Annotated in this window: 18 protein-coding genes, 1 pseudogene and 1 riboswitch; of the genes and pseudogenes, 7 read left to right on the top strand and 12 right to left on the bottom strand. The window is 62.6% G+C overall.

The genetic code is table 11. The features are described 5' to 3' along the window. The 3 genes from B5G40_RS14720 to B5G40_RS14710 all read left to right on the top strand — a co-directional run bounded on the left by B5G40_RS14720 (nucleotide 1) and on the right by B5G40_RS14710 (nucleotide 4523). Entirely contained in the window at nucleotides 1–471 is a 471-nt protein-coding gene (locus B5G40_RS14720) for a hypothetical protein (protein WP_087331244.1), read from the top strand. Between the two features lie 247 nt (nucleotides 472–718). Beyond that, nucleotides 719–2983, top strand: a complete 2265-nt coding sequence (locus tag B5G40_RS14715; RefSeq protein ID WP_087400343.1) for an Ig-like domain-containing protein — start codon at nucleotides 719–721, stop codon at nucleotides 2981–2983. 31 nt (nucleotides 2984–3014) lie between these two features. Continuing rightward, nucleotides 3015–4523: an Ig-like domain-containing protein gene (locus B5G40_RS14710; RefSeq protein ID WP_087268405.1), complete on the top strand. Its 1509-nt coding sequence runs from the start codon at nucleotides 3015–3017 to the stop codon at nucleotides 4521–4523. Nucleotides 4524–4583: 60 nt separating this feature from the next. Here B5G40_RS14710 and htpG read toward each other — a convergent pair whose 3' ends face one another. The 7 genes from htpG to thyA form a co-directional block, all read right to left on the bottom strand. Next, nucleotides 4584–6506, bottom strand: a complete 1923-nt coding sequence (htpG, locus tag B5G40_RS14705; protein WP_087400341.1) for a molecular chaperone HtpG — start codon at nucleotides 6504–6506, stop codon at nucleotides 4584–4586. 121 nt (nucleotides 6507–6627) lie between these two features. After that, nucleotides 6628–8067, bottom strand: coding sequence for a hypothetical protein (locus B5G40_RS14700; RefSeq protein ID WP_087400339.1), 1440 nt, complete (start codon nucleotides 8065–8067; stop codon nucleotides 6628–6630). Further along, entirely contained in the window at nucleotides 8064–9107 is a 1044-nt protein-coding gene (locus B5G40_RS14695) for a hypothetical protein (RefSeq protein WP_242959452.1), read from the bottom strand. Before B5G40_RS14695 ends, B5G40_RS14700 begins: the two co-directional genes overlap by 4 nt. Before the next feature lie 123 nt (nucleotides 9108–9230). Continuing rightward, the gene (mnmE, locus tag B5G40_RS14690; RefSeq protein WP_087400337.1) at nucleotides 9231–10601 is read right to left on the bottom strand and encodes a tRNA uridine-5-carboxymethylaminomethyl(34) synthesis GTPase MnmE; all 1371 of its coding nucleotides are present in this window, start codon (nucleotides 10599–10601) and stop codon (nucleotides 9231–9233) included. A gap of 381 nt (nucleotides 10602–10982) precedes the next feature. Further along, nucleotides 10983–11555 carry an NUDIX hydrolase gene (locus tag B5G40_RS14685; protein ID WP_087268394.1) on the bottom strand — a complete coding sequence of 191 codons (573 nt, stop codon included), beginning with the start codon at nucleotides 11553–11555 and terminating at the stop codon, nucleotides 10983–10985. Further along, nucleotides 11555–12034: a dihydrofolate reductase gene (locus tag B5G40_RS14680; RefSeq protein ID WP_087400335.1), complete on the bottom strand. Its 480-nt coding sequence runs from the start codon at nucleotides 12032–12034 to the stop codon at nucleotides 11555–11557. Before B5G40_RS14680 ends, B5G40_RS14685 begins: the two co-directional genes overlap by 1 nt. Nucleotides 12035–12046: 12 nt before the next feature. Then, on the bottom strand, nucleotides 12047–12877 hold the full coding sequence (gene thyA, locus B5G40_RS14675) for a thymidylate synthase (RefSeq protein WP_087189460.1): 831 nt from the start codon (nucleotides 12875–12877) through the stop codon (nucleotides 12047–12049). A 68-nt stretch (nucleotides 12878–12945) separates the two neighbouring features. On the opposite strand from thyA, the gene B5G40_RS14670 reads away from it, so the two are divergent. Continuing rightward, nucleotides 12946–13518 (top strand): FUSC family protein, encoded by a 573-nt coding sequence (locus B5G40_RS14670; RefSeq protein ID WP_087400333.1) that lies wholly within the window; start codon nucleotides 12946–12948, stop codon nucleotides 13516–13518. 38 nt (nucleotides 13519–13556) lie between these two features. On the opposite strand, the gene mtaB is transcribed toward B5G40_RS14670, so the two are convergent. Then, a complete protein-coding gene (mtaB, locus tag B5G40_RS14665) occupies nucleotides 13557–14846 on the bottom strand; it encodes a tRNA (N(6)-L-threonylcarbamoyladenosine(37)-C(2))-methylthiotransferase MtaB (protein ID WP_087400332.1) in 1290 nt (429 codons plus the stop codon). Nucleotides 14847–15251: 405 nt separating this feature from the next. Here mtaB and B5G40_RS14660 point away from each other — a divergent pair, with 405 nt between their 5' ends. Next, the gene (locus tag B5G40_RS14660; RefSeq protein WP_087189457.1) at nucleotides 15252–15485 is read left to right on the top strand and encodes an HPr family phosphocarrier protein; all 234 of its coding nucleotides are present in this window, start codon (nucleotides 15252–15254) and stop codon (nucleotides 15483–15485) included. Nucleotides 15486–15530: 45 nt separating this feature from the next. On the opposite strand, the gene B5G40_RS14655 is transcribed toward B5G40_RS14660, so the two are convergent. Both B5G40_RS14655 and B5G40_RS14650 read right to left on the bottom strand, forming a co-directional pair. Beyond that, nucleotides 15531–16148 carry a TatD family nuclease-associated radical SAM protein gene (locus B5G40_RS14655; protein WP_087400330.1) on the bottom strand — a complete coding sequence of 206 codons (618 nt, stop codon included), beginning with the start codon at nucleotides 16146–16148 and terminating at the stop codon, nucleotides 15531–15533. A gap of 16 nt (nucleotides 16149–16164) precedes the next feature. After that, nucleotides 16165–16929, bottom strand: a complete 765-nt coding sequence (locus B5G40_RS14650; RefSeq protein WP_087400328.1) for a TatD family hydrolase — start codon at nucleotides 16927–16929, stop codon at nucleotides 16165–16167. Nucleotides 16930–17255: 326 nt separating this feature from the next. Then, nucleotides 17256–17328, top strand: a riboswitch (Fluoride riboswitch). Between the two features lie 51 nt (nucleotides 17329–17379). Here B5G40_RS14650 and B5G40_RS14645 point away from each other — a divergent pair. Next, a complete protein-coding gene (locus tag B5G40_RS14645) occupies nucleotides 17380–18561 on the top strand; it encodes a cation:proton antiporter (RefSeq protein WP_087400326.1) in 1182 nt (393 codons plus the stop codon). Between the two features lie 51 nt (nucleotides 18562–18612). On the opposite strand, the gene B5G40_RS14640 is transcribed toward B5G40_RS14645, so the two are convergent. Beyond that, nucleotides 18613–18819 carry a DUF896 domain-containing protein gene (locus tag B5G40_RS14640; protein ID WP_087188870.1) on the bottom strand — a complete coding sequence of 69 codons (207 nt, stop codon included), beginning with the start codon at nucleotides 18817–18819 and terminating at the stop codon, nucleotides 18613–18615. Further along, nucleotides 18819–19610: an RNA-binding protein gene (locus B5G40_RS14635; protein WP_087331232.1), complete on the bottom strand. Its 792-nt coding sequence runs from the start codon at nucleotides 19608–19610 to the stop codon at nucleotides 18819–18821. Before B5G40_RS14635 ends, B5G40_RS14640 begins: the two co-directional genes overlap by 1 nt. Before the next feature lie 115 nt (nucleotides 19611–19725). On the opposite strand from B5G40_RS14635, the pseudogene B5G40_RS14630 reads away from it, so the two are divergent. Then, nucleotides 19726–20081, top strand: a pseudogene (locus B5G40_RS14630) (hypothetical protein); the annotation flags it as partial.

The following is a 20081-nucleotide window of genomic DNA, read 5'->3' as shown; positions in this document are numbered from 1 at the left end:
ATGGAAGAACACACCCCCGTATCCGCCCCCCAGGCTCTGGAGGACCTGGAGGTCTGCTACCGGGATTTCATCGAGAAGCTGAAGAAGAGCAAGGCCTCCAGTGTGGGCGAGGTCATGGGCAATTTCTTCCGGGCCCAGGGCAACCCCCGGGTGTCCTATGCGGTAGAGGAGTTTGACGCCGCCATGACAGAACGCCTGACCACCCTGACCGCCGTGCTGGAGACCTGTCCGGCGGAGGAGGCCTGCCGTCTGGCGGTCCAGGCCCTGGAGCTGATGCTCTTCTATCCCGTCCCCAAAGACAACACCGTGGCCTTTTCCCTGTCTGCCTTTGAAGGGCGGGCCATGGCCCTGCTGCCCTTCCTTCCCCCCGACAAGCAGCGGGAGATCGCCAGCCGCTATGCCAGGCGCACCACACCCCGGCAGATGCTGCCCAATCAGAAGAAGCTGTGGAAGGCCCTCTCCCAGTTCTGAGCAGCCGGAACATCTTCCAAAATTGAATTCATACAAGCCGCGCAAAATGCAGAAAAACCCACTGCTTTGCGCGGTTTTTTCTGTTTCTCCCTGGATATCTTTCCACAAACACTATGCAGCCAGCAAATTGTTTTACCTTAAAAAAGAGTATATAGTTGTGATTGGAAAGAAGGTCCAGCAGGGCAGGGCGAGGAGGCGCCCCGCCCTGTTTGGCCTGAGCGCACCCTGAAGAGGAGGAAGAGATTGTATGAAAAAACGCATCTTGTCCCTGGCGCTGACCCTGGGGCTGGTGATGACCCTCTGTCCCACTGCTCTGGCCGCAGGCAAGGGTCTGTCCAACTTCCAGAAGAGCGCCGCCTACACCACCGGTACTTTTACCGATGTGCCTGCCAGCACCTGGTACACGGAAAACGTCAAGACCGCCTATGAGCTGGGTCTGATGAAGGGCACCAGCTCCGTTGCCTTCTCCCCCGACGGCAACATTACCGTGGGCTCCGCCATTGCCCTGGCCTGCCGGCTCCACAGCATCTATGAGACCGGCGGCGCCAACTTCATCCAGGGCAACCCCTGGTATCAGGTCTATGTGGACTATGCCCTCAAAAACGGCATCATTACCCAGGGCCAGTTTACCAACTATGACGCAGTGGCCACCCGCCGGCAGTTTGCCGCCATTCTGGCCAAGGCTCTGCCTGAGGAGGCCCTGGAGGAGAAAAACACGGTGGAGGACGGCACCATTCCCGATCTGGCCGCCGGTTCCGCCAACTATGACGACATCTATCTCCTCTACCGGGCGGGCATTCTCACCGGCAGCGACTCTAAGGGCACCTTCGTCCCCGAGTCCACCATCACCCGCTCGTCGGTGGCCGCCATCGTCTCCCGCATGGCCATGCCCCAGCTGCGGCAGTCCGTTACCATGAAGGTGGTTCCCGCCACCAAGCTGACCATGAACCAGACCAGCCTGACGCTGGAGGAGGGCAAGACCTCCACCCTTACCGTCACCCCCTCCCCCGCTGACGCCACCGTCACCAACGTGACCTGGAAGTCCTCCAACACCAGCGTGGCTACTGTGGACAACGGCAAGGTCACCGCCGTGAAGAAGGGTTCCGCCACCATCACCGCCACCACCGCCAACGGGGTCAAGGCCACCTGCAAGGTCACCGTCACCCCCGCCCCCGTGGAGGTCACCGGCGTCTCCCTGAACAAGTCCACCATGAGTCTGGCGGAGGGCACCACCGGCCGCCTGACCGCCACGGTGAAGCCCAGCGACGCCACCAATGACAGCGTCACCTGGTCCTCCTCCAACACCAGCGTGGCCACCGTCAGCAGCGGCGGCACCGTCACCGCCAAGCGGGAGGGCACCGCCACCATCACCGTCACCACCTATAACGGAAAGACCGCCACCTGCAAGGTCACCGTCACCCCTGAGATCAAGGTCTCCAGCGTCACCGTGGACCCCAGCAGCCTGACGCTGGAGGTTGGGGACAGCGAGTACCTCAGCGCCTCGGTGTATCCCGCCAACGCCACCGACGACAGCGTGGAGTGGGAGTCCTCCGACACCAGCGTGGCCACCGTCAACTCCAGCGGCAAGGTCACCGCTGTGGCGCCCGGCTCCGCCCGGATCACCGCCACCTCCGAAAACGGCCGGTACGACTACTGCCGCCTGACCGTCAAGGCCTCCACCAAGCTGAACTTCTCCGTACCTGAGCTGAACCACAACTACGGCCCCATGACCATCGTCTACCGCTCCGGCAGCACGGTCACCAACTTCCTGGTGAATGACTTCACCTTCACCAGCGGCAAGCTTCAGTTCGGCAAGGCCCGTCTGGAGGCCACCGCTCAGGGCAGCGTGGGCAGCGGCTCCCAGTACTTCTACGTCCGCATCAATCTGTATGACGCCGGCGGCAAGCTGCTGGACACCGACTACAGCTCCAAGAGCGTGGGCAACAATCAGGACTTCGCGGTAGAGATGACCTTCGATGTGGACCCCACCGCTCTGTCCCAGGCCGCCTCCATCGAGTTCGTCAGCTACTCCGGCGACAAGGCCGTGCCCGGCCTGGTGGAGCCCGAGACCCCCGAGCCCGAGCCCGAGGTGGACCCGGAGAAGGAGGAGGCCATGGAGATCGGCGATCGGATGACGGACCATTTTAAGAGCGGTATGAACCATCTGACTCCGGTGCAGGAGTACATGAGCAAGGTTCCCGCCTATTCGGAAAACCCCTACGGCGACGCCCAGTACGTCAAGTTCTCCATTGACGGCATCACCAGCTTCCAGTCCGACGTGGAGAAGGTCATCGAAAACTGCGGCGACAATTCCTATTGGTCCGGCGTCAAAACCTTGGCTGAAAATCTGTTGGAGGATGTGGAGGAGGCCGTCGCCCTGTTTGACCGGGTGGGCAACAGCTCCTCTCCCACCAGCACCGATATCTCCCAGGCCCGCAACTCCTACCTCTACATTCTCAAAGCCTGGAGCGGGGTCATGGACGCCTCCTCCAGCGTGGTCAAAGGTCTGTAATTTCAACATTTACTGAAAGGAGCTCTACCCCATGAAAAAACGCATCCTGTCCCTGTTCCTGGCTCTGGGCCTGTCGGTGTCCCTGCTGACCACCGGCGCCCTGGCCGCCGCCGACGGCCTGTCCAACTTCAAGTCCGTCAACACCTACACCACCGGCACCTTTACCGACGTGCCCGCCGACACCTGGTACACCAGCAACGTCAAGACCGCCTATGAGATGGACCTGATGAAGGGCACCAGCGGCACCTCCTTCTCCCCCGACGGCAACATCACCGTGGGCTCCACCATCGCCCTGGCCTGCCGGCTCCACAGCATCTACAACACCGGCGCCGCCAACTTTGTCCAGGGTGATCCCTGGTACCAGGTCTATGTGGACTACGCCGTGAAGAACGGCATCATCTCCCAGGGCCAGTTCACCGACTACAACGCCGTGGCCACCCGCCGTCAGTTTGCCGCCATCCTGGCCCGTGCCCTGCCCGCCGAGGCCCTGGAGGCCAAGAACACCGTGGACGACGGCATGATCCCCGACGTGGCCGCCGGCTCCGACAACTACAACGACATCTACCTGCTCTACCGGGCGGGCATCCTCACCGGCAGCGACTCCAAGGGCACCTTCCAGCCTGAGACCACCATCACCCGCTCCTCCGTGGCCGCCATTGTCTCCCGCATGGCCAACCCCGCCCTGCGGCAGAACATCTCCCTCACCTATGTGAACCTGACCGGCCTGACCCTCACCGGCCTGAGCCTGGAGGCCGGCAAGACCGGCGCCATCTCCGTGCAGACGGCCCCCTCCAATGCCACTGTCAAGTCCCTGACCTGGAGTTCCTCCGACGCCAGCGTGGCCAGCGTCAGCAACGGCACCGTCACCGCCCATAAGGCGGGCACCGCCACCATCACCGCCGTGGCCGACAACGGCGTCAGCGGCTCCTGCACCGTCACCGTTACCGCCGCCCCCGTGGCCGTCTCCTCTGTCACCCTGAACCAGACTACCATGACCCTGGACGTGGGCAAGACCGGCACCCTCACCGCCACCGTCCAGCCCGCCGACGCCGTCAACAAGAACATCACCTGGACCTCCTCCAACACCGCTGTGGCCACCGTGTGGAGCGGCACCGTCACCGCCGTGGCCCCCGGTACCGTTACCATCACCGCCTCCACCCCCAACGGCAAGAGCGCTTCCTGCACCGTCACCGTCAAGAAGCCCGCCAGCTCCGGCTATCAGTCCTACTCCCGGTTCGCCGGCGTGCCTGACTTCGGTCTGGTGATGGGCACCTACGCCATGGACAGCACCTATGATCCCTCCGACAACTCCGGCGGCTTCTTCTACTCCTACACCAGCATCAAGAACGCCGGTCACGGCGAGGACTTCGCCGAGCGCTATGACGCCGCCCTGGTGGCCAGCGGCTTCCGGTACATGGACAGCTTCGTCAATGACGACGGCGGCACCACCCTGATTTACACCAACGGCACCTACTTTGTTATGATGGGCGCCAGCGTTGCCGGCGGTGTTCCCGGCATTCTGATCGTAGTTACTCCCTAAGTTTACAATTCCACGCAAAAAGGCCCCGCTGCCAACGGCAGCGGGGCCTTTTGTGATTCATTACTTCATCAGGGAGCACACCAGCTCGGTGTAGCCCGCGGGGTCGGCCAGAGGCAGACCGGCAATGAGCTGGGCCTGGGCATACAGCAGCTGGGCGTACTTGGCGGCCAGGTCCCTGTCTTCGGCCACCGCCCGCTTCAGGGCGGCAAAGGCGTCCGAATCGGGGTTGAGTTCCAGCACCCGCTGGGCCTTCATGTTGTCGGCGTTGTCCGGGTCCATCCGCTGGAAGTACTTCTCCATCTCCAGAGTGATGGGGCCGTCGGTGGTGAGGCACACGGCGCCGCTCTTCAGGATCTTGGACAGGCGGGCTTCGTGGATGTCGCCCCCCAGGGTCTCCTTCAGGAAGTCCAGCACCGGCTTGTTCTCCTCCGCCTTCTGCTCCAGGGCGGCCTTCTCCTCGTCGGTCTCAGGCAGGGCGTCGTCGTCGTCCACCGACTTGAAGGCCTTGCCGTCCACCGCGCCCAGCACGTTGATCACGAACTGGTCGGCCTCGGCGGTGAGGTAGAGGATCTCGTAGCCCTTGTCCCGGATGCGCTCGGCCTGGGGCAGCTTGTCCAGCTTGGCGGTATCCTCGCCGCAGGCAAAGTAGACGTACTGCTGGTCCTCGGGCATCCGCTCCTTGTACTCGGCCAGGGTGGTCAGCTTGCCCTCCCTGGAGGACCAGAACAGCAGCAGATCGCTGAGCAGGTCCTTGTGGACGCCGTAGTCGGCCACCACACCCATCTTGATCTGGGGACCGAAGGCCTTCCAGAAGGTCCCGTACTTCTCCCGGTCCTCCTTCTGGAGGCGGAGCAGCTCGGCCTTGATCTTCTTCTCCAGGTTGTTGGCAATAACCTTCAGCTGGCGGGTGTGCTGGAGCATCTCGCGGCTGATGTTCAGGGAGAAGTCCTGGGAGTCCACCACGCCCTTGACGAAGCGGAAGTGTTCGGGCAGCAGGTCGGCGCACTTGTCCATGATGAGCACGCCGGAGGAGTAGAGCTGCAGGCCCTTCTCATATTCCCGGGTGTAGAAGTCGTAGGGGGCGTGGGAGGGGATGTAGAGCATGGCCTTGTACTCCACGGTACCCTCGGCGGAGACGTGGATCACGCTCAGGGGGTCCTCCCAGTCGCCGTACTTCTCCTTGTAGAACTGGTTGTATTCCTCAGCCTTGACCTCGCTCTTGGGCCGCTGCCACAGGGGCACCATGGAGTTGAGGGTCTCCCACTCATCATAGTCCTCCCACTCGGGCTTGTAGTCGTCGCCGGCGTCCTCCGGGCGAGGCTTCTGGCGGGACTTGTGCATGAGCATGACGATGGGGTAGTGGATATAGTCGGAGTACTTCTTCACCAGATCGGCGATGCGGTACTGCTCCAGATACTCGTCGTAGTGGTCGTCGTCGGTGTTGGCCTTGATGTGGAGCACGATGTCGGTGCCCACCTTGTCCTTCTCGCAGGGCTCGATGGTGTAGCCGTCGGCACCGTCAGACTCCCACTTCCAGGCCTGGTCGGCGCCGTAGGCCTTACTGGTGACGGTAACATGGTCGGCCACCATGAAGGCGGAATAGAAGCCCACGCCGAACTGACCGATGATGTCGGTGGTATCCCCCTCGGCCTTCTCCTGCTTGGCCATCTCCTGCTTGAACTGGAGGGAGCCGCTGCGGGCGATGGTGCCCAGGTTCTGCTCCAGCTCCTCCTTGGTCATGCCGATGCCGTTGTCGCTGATGGTGAGGGTACGGGCGATCTGGTCGGGGGTGAGGGTAATCTTCAGCTCCGACCGGTCCAGGCCCACCTTGTCGTCGGTGAGGGCTTTATAGGCCAGCTTATCCATGGCGTCGCTGGCGTTGGAGATGATCTCCCGCAGGAAGATCTCCTTGTGGGTATAGATGGAGTTGATCATCAGGTCCAGCAGTCGCTTGGATTCCGCCTGAAATTCTTTCTTTTCCACGATGAATGCCTCCTGTATATGAAAGTGTTTTTAAAAACATAGCGTTAGCACTCAGCCATTCTGAGTGCTAACGCTATCATAATCCTTCGTATGAAAAATTGCAAGGGGGTTCAAGAAATGTTTACAATTCCTCTCCCGGCGTCCACAGGGCGGCCCGGAGGGCCTCCACGCTGTCAAAGTGGCTCAGGGGGCCGTCGTCCGTCGGCTCTCCCAGCCGGAGCACTCCGGCGGGCTGGCTGCCGATGGTCACCAGATAGGTGGCCTGCCAGTCCAGGCCGTGGACCCGCAACTGGCTGTCCACATAGGCACCCCCGGCCAGCAGTTGGGGAGCCCGCTCGGGCGGATCGGTGCGGAAGGCCGCACCGATGGTGTAGGCCTTGGCATCCAGAGCAGAAGCCTGATCCTCCTCCCGGAAGCAGGTCAGCTCCCAGCTCACGAAGCCGCCTTCGCCGCCCACCTGCGCCAGTCGGGCATCGTAGTAGGCGTCGGTCAGTTCCCGGCAGGCGGCGTAGGCCTCCTGGTCGATGTCGTCCGGGGTATCACAGCTGGTGCGAATGAGCTGGTAGAGGGACTCATCCTCCAGGTGGACCTTGCTCCGGGGCAAATTGCTCCCGCCGAAGACCTCCACCACGTTTTCCTCCAGCCCCACCTGGAGATGGAGCGCATCATCCTCGGAGTAGGCCCCCTGATCCTTTGGGGCCAGGTAGCAATCCAGGGTCCATATGATGTCGGTGTCCGAACCATTGAGGGTGAGATCGGGATGGTCCACCGGGTGGGCCGCCGCGGCCCGGATAAGGTCGGCCAGCTGCTCCGCCTCCAGGGGATCGTTGGGTCCATACCAGCGCACAGAGCCGATATGCTCCCCCTCCAGCCCGGCCAGCAGCTCCAGCAGCTTGTCGGAGGCAGTATTCCGGTGGGACCGGATGTGCCAGTTCTCCCCGTCCTTTCCCAGGGCCAGTTCAATACGGGAGCCGTCCTCCCCCTCGTCAGTCCACAGCAGAGCGGTTCCGGCAGCCTCGTCCACCTGGCCTCCGGCGCACACGAAACAGCCGGGGCCAAAATCGCTGGTGAAGGTATACCAGGCGTCGTATTCCTCCAGATAGGGCACGCCGGAGGTGTCCAGATCGGCGGAGGTGATGCCGGCGTAGCGCTCCAGGGCCTGGTCCACCGAAGCGCGGAGGATGCGGTGGGTGGGCACGGAACCCGGCGAATTCCCCCAGGGGTAGCCGGGCAGGGCTTTCAGGGCATCGGACTCCGCCTCATCTTCGGCGCTCAATGTGCCGTCGCCGGGGAAGTAGTACAAAAAGTCAGCAAAGTCCAGATTTTTCACATCGTCATAATAACAGGTAAAGAAGCAGCTCACTGGGGCAGCGTAGGTCACGCCGTCTTGCTCCACCAGGGGTGAGAAGGCCTCGTTGACCCGGTCAATCTCCTCCTGGGTCAGGGGGCGCGGCTCCGCCGACGGAGGCGTGGTCTGCACCTCGGGCGTCGTCCGGTCGGCACAGGCCGCCAGGGAAAGGACCAGCCCCATCAGCAAAAGGCTCATCCATACTTTTTTCATGACACTTCCTCCTTGTCTATCTCCCAGTCGTACTCCCGGAAAACAATACGGAAGGAGGGGATGTTATCCCGGCCCAAGTTGGAGGTCTCCACCGTGAAGCGCCAGGCCCGGTCGGTGAGGACGGCGGACACCACCACATCCTCCCCGTCCTGGGCCACAGTGACATCCTTTAAGAAGTGGCTGTCCCGGCCCAGGGAACCCGCCGGGAAGGAATAGGGGTACAGGTCCTCCGGGTAGTCTCCCAACCACTCATCTACATCGGCTTCTGTGCTTCCGCTCTCCAGGCAGGTGTTGTACAGGCGGATGGTGAAGATTCTGCCCTCCGGGTCAAAGGCGGTGGAAAAGGGCGGGATGGTGGTGACTGCCGGGAAGAAGGAGACCACCTTCTCCGGGCTGTCCCCGTTGGGGATAAAGGAGAAGGACAGGCCGTCGGCATCGATGCGGGCGTCGTAGAGCTGCTCATACCGCCCCCACTCCTTGGGTGGATCGGCGGCCTCGCTGGAGGTCCCCATGGAAAAGGGCTGGGTTGGGTCCAGCCAGGCGGTTTCCTGGTAGGACTGGACGGCCCCCCAGTCCTGGTCGGGATGGATGGAACCGTGCTCGTCCCCCACCACCCACACCGTACGGATCTCCGGGAGACCCTTCCAGGCGGTGCCTGCGTCCCACCCGGTGGTGGTGTAGCGCACCTCACCGGGACCTGTGATCTCATAGGTAGTAAACTGGCTCCTGCCGGCCAGCTGTACCCGGCGGCCGGTCTGACCAAACACCCAGGCCAGCAGGGCGAAGTCGGGGTCATTTTCATAGCCGTACTCCACCAGATAGTCCCCCTCATAGGGAGTGACCTTCCTCACCTCATAACCCTCCTGGTTGTAGAGAGTATGGATGCTCTCCTCCTGTACCGGCAGTATGGTGAAGTCGTATTCCGCCGCCGGAGCGCTCTCCTTCGGTGGGGGCGTGGTCTGCGTCTCAGCAAGTGTCTGCGCCGCGCAGCCGCACAGGGCAAGGGCCAGCAGCAGGGCAGGCAATACCGTGCGTTTCATAACAGTAACCTCCTTTTCTGCCTCCATCCTATCATGTCCCGTGGTACAGAGGGTTACAGGGCCGGTGCCAATGTGGAGACAAGGGGTTACAAAGCGCAAAAAAGGAGCGGCCAAAGGCCGCCCCTATTTTCCAACACAGAACCGCTCGAAGATGCGGGCGGTGATGTCCTCCCGGATGTTGGCTCCGGTGAGTTCGCCCAGGGCAGACAGGGCCTCCTCCACGTCGGTAAGGAGGGCGTCGGGGGTGATCCCCGCCTCCAGGCTCTCCTCCGCCCGGGCCACGCCCTCCAGAGCCCGCCGGGCGGCCTCCGCCTGCCGGGCGTTGGTGAGCAGTTCTCCCGCCCCTCCGGCGCCCACCGTGGGGAAGAGTCCTTCCACCAGCTCTCCCAGCTTGTCCAGCCCCTGGCCGGTCTTGGCGGATACCGACACCACCGGGGGCATCTCCTCCACCCCCAGCACCGGCATGGGCTTGGAGGGCAGGTCGGCCTTGGTGCGCACCAGGATCACCGGCGCGTGGGCTCTGGCATCGGCCAGCAGGTCCCAATCCTCCTCCCCCAGGGCCGTGGAGCCGTCCCACAGCACCAGGGCCAGGGCGGCCTCCTCCAGGGCGGCACGACTGCGTTCCACGCCGATGCGCTCCACGGTGTCCTCGGTCTCCCGGATGCCGGCGGTATCGATGAGCCGCAGGGTCACGCCCCCCAGCACGCACTTGGCCTCCACCGTGTCCCGGGTGGTGCCGGGGATATCGGTGACGATGGCCCGGTCGTAGCCCACCAGGGCGTTGAGCAGGGAGGACTTGCCCGCGTTGGGCCGCCCCACCAACACGCAGGGCACGCCCCCGGCAATGTACTTGCCCCGCTGGTAGGTGGCCAGCAGGTCCTCCAGGGCGGTTCTGGCCCCGGTCAATCCGGCCTGGATGGTGTCCGCCCGGAAGGGGTCGATGTCCTCGTCGGGATAGTCCAGCACAGCGTGGAAGTGGGCCAGCAAGTCGGTAAGGCCGTCATAGATGGCCCCCACCCGGCGGCCCAGAGCGCCGGAGAGCTGGCCGGCGGCCTGATGCACGGCGGCGGAGGTTTCGGCATCGATGAGGTCGGCCACCGCCTCCGCCTGGGTCAGGTCCAGCCGCCCGTTGAGGAAGGCCCGGCGGGTAAACTCCCCCGGCCCTGCCTGCCGTACCCCCTGGGCAAAGAGGGCCTCCAGCCCCAGAGAGAGCACCGCCGGGGAGCCGTGACACTGCACTTCCGCCGTATCCTCCCCGGTATAGCTGTGGGGGCCGTGAGAGATGGTGGCCAGGGCCTGGTCGATGACCTCGCCCCCCGGCCCCAGCAGCTCCCCCAGCACCAGATGCCGGTCCTCATATGCCGTCAGAGGTTTGCCCCCCAGGGGCCGAAACACCGCAGAGACCGCGGCAATGGCCTCCGGCCCGCTGAGACGGAGGATGCCGATGGCACTGGGAACGGCTGGTGTGGCGATGGCTGCGATGGTGTCGGACATGGTCTTTCCTTCCCGTCTCCCGCTGTGTGGAAACTTTGGCAATTCTGCCGTGGATTTTTCCCTTGACTGCTTTTATGTCTACCGGAATATGCATAACGGTTGTTTTCCACCAGTGTGGACAAGTGTGGAAAACCCTGTGGATAATGTGGAAAACCCTGCGGGGCAACGCGCCTCCGCTTGCTTACCGTTTTTTTACATTGCATACCCGTCTGTATATGCCGTGTCAAAAGATTTTATGGTCCCATATTTTTTGTCAGGTTGTCAAAAAAATTGATTGGTTTTTGGGCAAGTCGGCACTTGCGCCGGGCAGGCGGGCATGATACCATTACCATATGGTAACCGTCTGCCGCGCATGGCCCCAGCCCTTGTGCGGCAGATCTTTTACGGTCTTTTTCCCACCAGACGGCGGGCCCGCTCCAGCAGCTTGGTGTACACCTCATCCATCTGCCATTCGTTGGTGATGGACAGCAGCTTGTCCGCCGGCAGCCAGGCCACCCCTGTATTCTCCCCCTCCCGGTAATGGAGGGGGTCTGTCTCGTCTGCGGTCAACAGATAGGTGAGATTCAGGTGCTGATGGGAGGGCACCCACGCCCCCCGCTTCACATGGCCCCACACCGGCAGGATCTCCAGGGAGGCCAGCGCCGTGCTCAGGGGCCGGATGTGCTCCACCCCCGTCTCCTCCCGGGCCTCCCGCAGGGCCACCGACAGCAGGTCGGCTTCCCCGTCGGCATGGCCGCCGGTCCAGGCCCATACCTGATAGAGGTTGTGGTGAGCCATGAGCACCTTACTGGCGTCGGCGTTGACCACAAAGCCGGAGGCGGTAAAGTGGGCGATCCTGTTCTGCCGGGTCAGAAGGTTATCGGGGAACAAGCGCAGGTACTCCAGCATCATTTCCTTATCTCCAAGTTCCTGCTGGTTTTGTGGCACATAGGCCGCTATCTCCTCCCGGTACATCACTTCACCCTCTCATAGGTCACATAGCGGAAGGCCAGGCCCTCATGCTCCTGCCACTCTCCCTCCTCGGTCACCTGCCACGCCGGATCGGCGTCCAGGTCGGGGAAGAAAGCATCGGCGGGCCAGGCCCTGTCGATCTTGGTGATATAGGCCTTGTCACAGTAGGGCAGCAGAGCCTTGTACACGCTCTCCCCGCCGATGACGAAGGCATCCGCCGGGGCCGCCTCCAACAGGCTGTCCACATCGGCAAAGATCTCCGCCCCCTCGGGAGCGAAGGCGGCATTGCGGGATAAAATCAGGTTGCGCCGGTTCTTCAGGGGCCGGCCGCCGGGGAAAGTGGCCAGAGTCTTGCGCCCCAGAATGACGGCGTGGCCGGTGGTAAGGGCCTGGAACCGCTTCAGGTCGGCGGGGATGTAGCACAGCTGATCCCCGTCCTTGCCGATGGCCCAGTTCTGGTCCACCGCTGCAATGAGATTCATGGCACATCCTCCTTACACCGCCACCGGGATGGGCTGGTCCAGGGTGTGGAACTGGTAGCCCTCCAGCTTGAAGCTGTCCTTGGTGAAGGCATAGAAGTCGGTGACGGAGGGGTCCATCCACAGCTTGGGGGCCTCATAGGGGGTGCGGGCAATGATCTCCTCCACCACCGGCACATGGCGGTCGTAGATGTGGGCGTCGGCAATGACGTGGACCAGCTCGCCAACCTCCAGGCCGGACACCTGGGCCATCATGTGGACCAGCGCGGCGTACTGCATCACGTTCCAGCCGTTGGCGGTAAGCATATCCTGGCTGCGCTGGTTGAGGATGGCGTTTAGGGTCTTGCCGCTGACGTTGAAGGTCATGGAGTAGGCGCAGGGGTAGAGGGCCATCTCGTGGAGGTCGTGGTGGTTATAGAGGTTGGTCATGATCCGCCGGGAGGCCGGGTTGTGCTTCAGGTCATAGAGCACCCGGTCCACCTGGTCAAACATCCCCTCGGCGTACTGGTGCTTCACCCCCAGCTGATAGCCGTAGGCCTTGCCGATGGAGCCGCTCTCGTCGGCCCAGGCGTCCCAGATATGGCTGTTCAGGTCGTGGATGTTGTTGGACTTCTTCTGCCAGATCCACAACAGCTCGTCCACCGCGCTCTTGAAGGCCATTTTCCGGATGGTCTGGACGGGAAACTCCTCCCGCAGGTCATAGCGGTTGACGATACAAAATTTCTTCACGGTGTGGGCGGGGGTACCGTCCTCCCACCGGGGGCGCACCTCCTGGTCGGTATCCCATACCCCATGGGCAAGAATGTCCTTGCAATTTTGAATAAACAGCTCGTCTGCTCTGCTCATCGCGTACCTCCCGTTTTTCAAAAACCTCGACTGATCTCAAAATCAAACATCAGGAGTGTGACTTCACCATGAAAGACGCCCCCGCCTCCGGCTCCGCCACCACAACCCACCATCTGCATCTGCACATCGGCCTGCGCAATCTGAAAACCGCTCTCTCCGCCTCTCTGTGCGCCCTGATCTACCACTTCTTTCTCAGTGAGCGCAACCCCACCTTTGCCTGCATCGGCGCCATCTTCGGCATGGGGGCCAATATGGACCACTCCAAGCTCCACGGCGGCAACCGGCTCTTCGGCACCATCATCGGCGGCCTGCTGGGCATGGGGCTGTTCCGCATCTACCTGATCTTCTACCCCGACGGGGAGAACCGGCTGCTGCTGGTGCCTCTACTCTTTGTGGGCATCATCATCCTGATCCTGCTGGCCCAGACCTTCTGGGTGGGAGCGGTACAGCCCGGCGGCGTGGTGCTGTGCATCGTCCTGTTCAACACGCCGGTGGACACCTATGTGTCCTACGCCCTGGACCGGATGTTTGACACCGGCATGGGCGTGGCCATGTCCCTGCTCATCAACTATCTTCTTCCCCGGGAGCGTCTGGAGCCCTGGGTGGAGAAGTTCAAGACAAAGTTTCATCGCAACAAGTAACGCAGAGCGGGAGGCCAGCCCCCGCCCCGCAGTCCCCGTTACAGCACAAGCTCACCCAACAGGCCTTCTCCATGAAGGCCTGTTATTTTTACGTCTTGTATCACATTGTGTAATCCCTGGCCCGAAACAAAGACCTCGGTGTAGTTGGGGGCGTGGCCCCGCCACAGGCCGTCCTTCTCCTCCTCGAAGAGAACGGGCAGAGTCTGGCCCACCCAGCTCTCCAGCCAGGCCTGGTGGAGCCCACGGGCCACCTCACCCGCCCGGTGGGCCCGCTCCTCCTTCACCGCGTTGGAGCACTGGCCGGCCATGGCGGCGGCAGGGGTGCCGGAGCGGCGGGAGTAGGGGAAGATGTGCATGGCGGAGAAGGCGCACTTTTGCACAAAGTCCAGAGTCTGGACAAACTCCTCCTCGGTCTCGCCGGGGAAGCCCACAATGAGATCTGTGGTGATTCCGGGCCGGTCAAAGTATTCCCGCAGTAATCTGACGCTCTCATAATACCGCGCGGTATCATATTTTCGGTTCATCCGCTTCAAAACGCTGTCGCACCCCGACTGCATGGACAGGTGGAAGTGGGGGCACAGGTTGGGGATAGCCGCCCCCCGGCGGCAGAAATCGGCGGTGATGGTGCGGGGCTCCAGAGAGCCCAGCCGCACCCGGCACTCCGGCGCAGCGGCGCACACCGCCTCGATCAGGTCCATCAGCTCCGGCTTGCCCTCCAGATCCCGGCCCCAAGAGGAGATCTCGATGCCGGTGAGCACCAGCTCTTTGTAGCCCTCGTCCGCCAGCTTGGCGGCCTGGGCGGCGGCCTCGGCAGCGGGCAGGGAGCGGATGGGGCCCCGGGCGTAGGGGATGATGCAGTAGGTGCAGAAGTTGACGCAGCCGTCCTCCACCTTCAGCATGGCCCGGGTGCGGCCCTCCAGGCCGCCGGCGGACAGCCGCTCGAAGGTGCGGCGGCGGAGGGCGTCGTCCACGTCCACCACCTGGCCCCCGTCTGGGCTCAGGGCCTCCAGCCGGTCCAGAAAGCCCATGCGGTCGTTGGTGCCCATCACCAGGTCCACCTCCAGAGCCTCCACCGCCTCAGGGTCGGTCTGGGCGTAGCAGCCGCACACCGCCACAATGGCGTGGGGGGAGCGCTTACGGGCCTGCCGGATCATCTGGCGGGACTTCTTGTCGCTCACCGCCGTGACGGTGCAGGTGTTGATGATATAGGCGTCGGCCTCCCCGTCAAAGGGCACCAGAGTGTGGCCCCGGCGGGTGAGCTCGGCCTCCATGGCCTGGGTCTCGTACTGGTTCACCTTACAGCCCAGGGTATAGATCGCTGTACGCATACGCTTTCCTCTCTTTACAGGCGTTTTCCTGTTGAAAAACATCTGACTTGTCAGTATAATAAACAGGACAGAGTTTCGATATCCCCTATTATAATGCGTACTGAACAAAGTCACAAGCCTTGAAAACCAAGGTTTTCAAGGCCAAATGGCTTTGTTCAAGTGCAAGGGTTTTGGACGATCTGGTCCAAAAAACCTCGCACTTTCCGTTGGTGCGTTGAGACGCGCCAACGGAAATACGCATTGTAACAATGGCTGAATTTCAGAAAAACAGCCACTTTGAGCTGTTTTTATGAAATTGCGCGGCTACCTTCGCGCGAATAAACCGCATCGCGGTTTATTCAGCAGACATTATTATACGGAATTCCAGTTTGATTGCAAGGATAATATTCGTTCAGGAGGTGCCCCATGTCTGAATTCCAGGTTTCTCTAGCCTCCATCGAGGAGGTCCGCCAGTTTGTCAACGCCGCCACCCGCTCTCCCTGCGAGGTGGACATTCTGTCCGGCCGCTATGTGGTGGACGGTAAGTCCATTATGGGGCTGTTCTCTCTGGACCTGTCTCACCCGGTGACAGTCCGCCTCCACGGCAGCGACGGCGATCAGGCCGCCTTCCGCCAGGCGGTTGACGCCTTTGTCAAGTAAAGGAAAACAAGCTGGGGCGCTGCTGTTGCAGCGCCCCAGCTGTTTTTAATCCTCGATATAGGCCCGGATACGAAGGGTGACTCCCAGCTCCTCCGTGATGGCCCGGCAGCGGTCGATCTCCGCCGGGGTCTTGTCCTTGTCCACGATGGTCATCACCACATGGGGCACATGGGCCTTGGCTTTCTTTGCAAAGTCCAGCATGGCCTCCCAGGCCTTGACCCCGTCCCTGGGCTGGGTGACGGCACAGTATTCCTCCGGCGTGGAGCCGTTGAGGGAGATGGATACGGTGTCGATGCGGCCGGACAGCTCAGGCGTCACGTCCCGGCCCAGGATCAGGTTGGCGTGGCCGTTGGTATTGATGCGGATGGGAGGCAGGTTGGGCACCTTCTCCTTCAGCTGGTCCACCAGCCACAGGATGTCGTCGGTGCGGTACATGGGCTCACCGAAGCCGCAGAACACCAGCTCCCGGTACTTGGAGTAGTCTCGGGCCAGCAGGTCGTCCAGGGCCTCCTGCCGGGTGGGCTCGTGGTCCAGCCACAGATCGTCAGCATAGATGGAGCCCTTATGGCCGTTGTGCCGCAGGCAGAACACGCACCGGCAGTCGCACCGGTTGGTCAGGTTCACATAGAGGGCGCCTTCGTACTCATAGGAAATGGTCTCCATAAAAATACCTCCTTACTCACAGGCCGAAAAACCGTTTTCCATTCTCCAGGGTAATCCGTAAAACTTCTTCGGTGGTCAGACCCTTCAGCTGGGCCACCGTCTGGGCCATCAGGGGGATGAGGGAGGAGTCGCACCGGCGGCCCCGGTAGGGCTCGGGGGCCATATAGGGGGCGTCAGTCTCCAGCATGATCCGGTCCATGGGCAGCCAGCTTATCACCTCAGGGGCCCGGCGGGCGTTCTTGAAGGTGATATTGCCGGTGAAGGAGAGCATCCACCCCTTGTCCACCAGCACCTTGGCGTCCTCAATGCTGCCGGCGTAGCAGTGGAACACGCCCCGAGCGTTGGGATGGGCCCGGACCATATCCACACAGTCCTTGTGGGCGTCCCGGTCGTGGACGATGGCGGGCAGGTCCAGCTCCTCCGCCAGGGAGAGCTGGGCGTCGAAGAAGTCCCGGGAGTTGGCCCGGTCCTCAGGGGTCTTGACCCAGTAGTAGTCCAGGCCGATCTCCCCCACCGCCACACATTTCTCGTGGGCGCACAGGACACGGATCTCATCCAGCTGGGACATAGTCACGCCCTCCAGGTTCTCCGGATGGAACCCGGCGGCAAAGTAGAGATAGTCGTAGCGCTCCGCCAGGGCCATGGACTGCCGGGAGGACTCCAGGTCACAGCCGGGGCACACCACCAGGTCCACCCCCTTGTCCGGCAGCTGGGCCAGCAGGGCATCCCGGTCGGCGTCAAAGGCGTCGTCATAGTAATGGGCGTGGGTATCGAAGATCATAAAGGCCTCCTGTGGTCTTGTTTTTTCATCATAATGTCTGCTGAATCAACCGCAACGCGGTTGATTGGCGCGGCAGGGCCGCGCAATTTCACAAAACGGCGTACTTCGCTGTTTTGTGAAATTGCGACATTGTGACAATGCGTATGTTCGCCGGAACGAAACACGTCCCGGCGAACGGCGCAAGGGGTTGGGGCAGTATCGCACAAGCCCCTTGCGCCGCAAAACCGAACGCCTTGGCCTGCTGTGCGTTCGGTTTTGCTCTGTACGCATTATCATACTCCCTTTTCCCACAGTTGACAAGGGGATCAGCCTGTGGTATACTGCCACCGAAATACGGGGATGAGGTCCGCCCGGGGCATTTGCCCGAACCGCCGTTTGGCTGATGACTTCTGCAATTTGTTGCAGGGGGCATTGGCTTTTTTTGTGCCCTCTGGAAGGGATGATGTGTGTATGTTAACAAGTTTAGGCTTTGTGCTGCTGCTGGGCCTGGCCCTGGGCACCCTGGCCACCAGGCTGCGGCTCCCCTCCCTGGTGGGTATGCTGCTGGCGGGCATTCTGCTGGGGCCCTGCGTCCTCAATCTACTCTCCCCCTCCCTGCTGGGGATTTCCGCCGACCTGCGGCAGCTGGCCCTGGTCATTATCCTCACCCGGGCGGGTCTGAGTCTGGATGTGGAGGATCTGCGCCGGGCGGGACGGCCCGCCATCCTCATGTGCTTCCTGCCCGCCGCCTTTGAGGTGCTGGGCATGGTGGTACTGGCCCCCCGGCTGCTGGGGGTGAGCACCCTGGACGCCGCCATCATGGGCGCGGTGGTGGGGGCGGTCTCCCCCGCCGTCATTGTGCCCCGGATGCTCAAGCTGATGGAGGAGGGCTACGGCACCACCAAGGGCATTCCCCAGATGGTGCTGGCAGGGGCCTCGGTGGACGACGTGTTCGTCATCGTCCTCTTTACCTCCTTCACCGGCATGGCCCAGGGGGGCTCCTTCTCCCCCGCCGCCCTGGCCGGGGTGCCGGTGTCCATTGTACTGGGTGCGGCCTTCGGCCTGCTCATCGGCTTTGTGCTGGCAAAGTTCTTTGCCCGGTTCCATATGCGGGACTCGGTGAAGGTGGTCATTCTGCTCTCCCTGACCTTCCTGCTGGTGGCTCTGGAGGATGCGGTGGAAGCCTGGGTGCCCTTCTCCGGCCTGCTGGCGGTGCTGGGGGCCGGTCTGGGCCTGCGGCGCTGGCGGCTGGTGGTGGCCCAGCGGCTCACCGCCAAGTTCGGCAAGCTGTGGGTGGGCGCTGAGATCATGCTCTTCGTGCTGGTAGGCGCCGAGGTAGACCTGAAGTACGCGGCCGCCGCCGGTCTGGCCGCCGTGGCCACGGTGCTGGGGGTACTGTGCTTCCGGGCCCTGGGCGTGCTGCTGTGCATGGCAGGCAGCCGCCTCAACAAGAAGGAGCGGGTCTTTGCGGTGCTGGCCTATCTGCCCAAGGCCACCGTCCAGGCCGCCATCGGCGGCGTGCCTCTGGCCATGGGCCTGGGGTGCGGGCAGATCGTGCTCACCGTGGCGGTCATCGCCATCCTGGTCACCGCCCCCCTGGGCGCTTTCGCCATCGACTTCACCTACAAACGGCTGCTCTCCAAAGACAAGTAAGAGCGGCCTTTCAGCCAAAGAAAAACGCCTGCCGTTCTGGCAGGCGTTTTTTCAGGGCTTCTTGCCCAGCTTGTGCTTGGTGCCGTCGGGCTCCACAATATAGGTGTTCTCCAGCTGGGCCACCAGATTGTTCCGGTAGGCGGCAATGTACTCCTGCCGCAGCAGGTCCCGCTCCACCATCTCTTCGGGGGTCAGGCCCTCCTCGCTCTTGGCCTTCTTGGCCAGCTCGTTGATACGGGCAATCTTTTTGTCATCCATTATACATATCGCTCCAATAAAATCATAATTCGCCCCTTTTTGGACGGGCCGCCCACCTCTTTCAGGACACATTTGCCCAGGCCCCGGCAGCTCATCACGTCTCCCGCCGCCACGGGGCGGTCGGGCTTGAGGCACTCCCGGTGGTTGAGCTGGAATTTGCCCGAGGCAATGAGATCGGCCGCCTTGCCCCGGGACAGGGAAAATCCGGAGGCGGCCACCGCGTCCAGCCGCAGGGAGCTGACGGTGTCCCGGATGGGCTTCACCTTCACCTCGGGGGGCTTCAGGTCGGCCAGCTCCATGGGGGCTGTCTTGAGGCGCACCCGGCCCGCCTGGTCCAGATTCATGGCCAGAAAGTCGGCCACGTCCTCCAGGGCCAGGATGTGGCACTCCCCGTCCCCCACCAGCAGGTCCCCGATCTTCTCCCGGTCCAGCCCCAGGCCCAGAATGGAGCCCAGAAAGTCCCGGTGGCTCAGAGTACCGCCCGACCAGGTACAGCGGACAGCCCTGATGGGGCAGTCGCTGTCCAGCCACACGTCCTCCTCCTGCCAGTCGGGGAGGAAGGCGCACACCGTCCGCTCCGCCCCCTCAAACCCGCCGTAGAACAGGTGCCGGGGATGGCCGCAGGCATTGAGCAGGTTTTCCACACTGGCCCGCTCCTGTGGGGATAAAAAGCCGGTATGGCCGGGCACCGACCGGGTACGGGCCAGCTCCAGCTTGTCCATGGCCCGGGCCAGCAGCAGCCGCTCCTCCCCGTCCCGGGCCAGCTTATTCAGCAGTTCGGTCTTGGTCATATCCTTCCTCCTGTTGTTCTCTACAGGATAACACAGTTTTTCTCCCCTGGCAACTGCCGCCGCCTTGACAGGAATGCTATACTGGTCATAACCATTACAAAAAGGGGGTGGGCGGATGCCCACATTCATTCTTCACCCGGAGCGGCTGGATCTGACCGGCCCCGACGGCACCGTGACCCACGGGGCGGATCAGGACTGGTTCCCCGATCTCTGGCAGCAGCGGGCGGGGTGCGGCCCCAACACCGCCGCCCTCATCTTCCACTATCTTGCCCAGCAGCGGCCCGAGTTTTCCCCATTGCGAACCAAAATGGGGAAAGACCGGGCGGGCTTTCTGGAGCATATGTGCCGGGTGTGGGAGTACATCACCCCCCGGAGCCACGGCCTCAACCGGCCGGAGTACATGGTGGAAGGCATGACGGACTACGGCAAAGCCGTAGGGGTACCTCTGGCCCCCTCCCTCTTTGCCTTCCC

It is taken from the genome of Flavonifractor sp. An9, assembly GCF_002161245.1.
Classification (GTDB): Bacteria; Bacillota; Clostridia; order Oscillospirales; family Oscillospiraceae; genus Flavonifractor; species Flavonifractor avicola.
Note: the sequence above shows the minus strand (reverse complement) of the source record. Positions and strands in the feature narration are given on the sequence as shown.